This window comes from Rubritalea sp., assembly GCF_039830215.1.
Classification (GTDB): domain Bacteria; phylum Verrucomicrobiota; class Verrucomicrobiia; order Verrucomicrobiales; family Akkermansiaceae; genus Rubritalea.
Genome location: NZ_JBDOPO010000274.1, coordinates 1 through 2,365 on the forward strand (window position 1 = coordinate 1; position 2,365 = coordinate 2,365).

The window sequence follows — 2,365 nt, forward strand, 5'->3', positions numbered from 1 at the left end:
TTTTTGTAACTGAGGAATAGCAGGTACCTCATCTTATAAGTAACCTACCCATCAGCATTTCCATTGGCGAGCGGTATATACCCGCGATCTTTTATAATGCATGTTTTATTCTTCGGTTTTATTTTTTATGACATAGTAATCTCTAGACACTTCGACTGAGTACAGAATAATCGAGTAGGAGGAGCTCTCACGAACTCCGTCCTCTCACACCACCGTACAAGCGTTGTCGCATACGGCGGTTCCGATTAAGCTTTTACCAGTTTGGACCAATGTACGCTTAGGCTAACTAACCCTTGCTGTTTAAACCAAGACACCGTTAACGCTCGATGAACTGTATAAGTACGTGATAATCTCCACCAACCTTTTCCTGATGAGCTGATTTGACGAGCTGATCGCTCATCTACGCCAAGACTTATCAGAAATTTTCTGATGGGAGAACATTTCTTTCTCTGTTTGAGTTTATAACATCGTAGTTTACGTCTGATCCAAGAATCTAACCGTTCCCACAGTTTGATAAACTCTGCTAATTTAAAATAATTTAACCAGCCTTTCAGATAGCGATTTAATTCTCTTATCACTTGTTCAAAACTTCTGCCCCTATTTCGTCTGGTCAGCTGCCGAATTTTATCTTTAGCTCGTTTTAACGATTCTGGAGCAACGCTTAATGAACCATCGCCCAATATCCTATAGCCTAAAAACTTTCGTTCCTGAACTTTAGCTACAGCACTTTTAGCATCATTAATACGCAATTTAAGCTTTGTTTCTAGAAATTGTTTCATCGATAAATATACTCTCTCGCCGGCACGTTTTGAGTGAACGTAAACGTTCACATCATCGGCATAGCGACAAAATTTATGTCCTCGACGTTCCAATTCCTTATCCAGTTCATCTAGCAAAATGTTTGATAGTAAAGGCGACAGAGGACCACCTTGAGGCGTGCCTTCATGCCGACTTACTATTACCCCATCTTGCATAATACCCGACGTTAGAAAACGACGAATTATTTTGAGCAACTGTTTATCCTTTATAACTCGAGCTATCCTTGACATTAAAACATCATGATTTACTCGGTCAAAGAACTTCTCTAAGTCCATATCAACTACCCACTCTCGACCTGACTCAACATATGACTTGGCTTGTAATAACGCCATGTGTGCGCTGCGACCAGGGCGAAAACCAAAGCTTGAACCTGAAAACATAGGCTCATAAATTGGCGATAATACTTGATGGATAGCTTGTTGAACAAATCGATCAATCACCGTTGGGATCCCTAGCTGACGTTTGCCGCCACCAGGTTTAGGTATCATCACCTTACGAACTGCTTGAGGACGATAACTGCCATCACGTAATGATTGAAACAGTTCCTCACTGTGAGAAGAAAGATAAAGCTTCAAGTCGTCAACAGTCATACCATCAACGCCTGCACTACCCTTATTCGCTCTCACACGCTTATATGCCTTGACCAAATTCGCCCGAAGACAAACCTGAGCCATTAGTTCTACTGTCATAACATTCGGTTCATGTGCTGCCACTTTGTTTTGTTGCTCCTCGAATAGACCAGTGCCAGTTTCGCTTTTACCAGTGCTACCGCGGCAGATAGTGCCTCTTAGATCTGCTATCAATTATCTACAACTCCTACAAATATGAAACTCATTACTTAGTTTATGACTTAATCAGTTCAGGCCTTCCTTTAGCTTGTACAAAGCTAAAGTACTATGCCGTCTGCTGACTTCTTACTCTCCATCCAGCTTTATCACTAAGGCCGTAGCTATTTTCAATAGCAGAGAATAAGACCTCCCAGGGTAAGACGTAATTCTTCCATAAGGCCATGCCAAATTTACAGCAATGCACTTCCAAACGAATACGGGATATCTGTCACTAGCCAGGTTCCCCAGTCATTACTGCCTAATTTGATTTCTGTGCGTCACAGCCTTACTTTGCATCTGGCTTCCTTCAGATCCCAACTCACGATGGGCACCCTTGCCGTTAGCTAGTTGACCGATTCGTTTCAGCCAACAGTGGACTTTAACCACCTAGAATTACGCCATGCCTGGCGCACTAGCGCGTTCACTTTAGAATGACTGATTTATAGCAAAGCTTATTAAATAGTAGTGAGGGTGAGTGTAATGAACGACTTGGTTTATTTAAGCATTGCTTAAACTCCAAGGCAGCTACGAGGGTTATTATGTATAAGTAAATGATTTTTAACAATGCTAATATTAATAATCTAAAGTAATAAATCAGTCATTTGAATTTGAACGCGCTATAACAACCGGCAAATTTAAAATGGATACATAGCTGATTTCCAATCATTATATTCAATATCTTCAATATCTTCTGAGCTACAGTAATTCCAATCATGTTC

The 2,365-nt window shown here is 40.8% G+C and carries 1 protein-coding gene; it reads right to left on the bottom strand.

The window, feature by feature from the left end:
• Positions 1-245: 245 nt before the first annotated feature.
• On the bottom strand, positions 246-1,508 hold the full coding sequence (ltrA, locus tag ABGY95_RS09060) for a group II intron reverse transcriptase/maturase (RefSeq protein WP_347441355.1): 1,263 nt from the start codon (positions 1,506-1,508) through the stop codon (positions 246-248).
• Positions 1,509-2,365 lie beyond the last annotated feature (857 nt).

What these genes read in the sequence shown, in the direction of transcription:
- ltrA (WP_347441355.1), bottom strand. Translation starts at nt 1,508, where the DNA reads ATGACAGTAGAACTAATGGCTCAGGTTTGTCTTCGGGCGAATTTGGTC.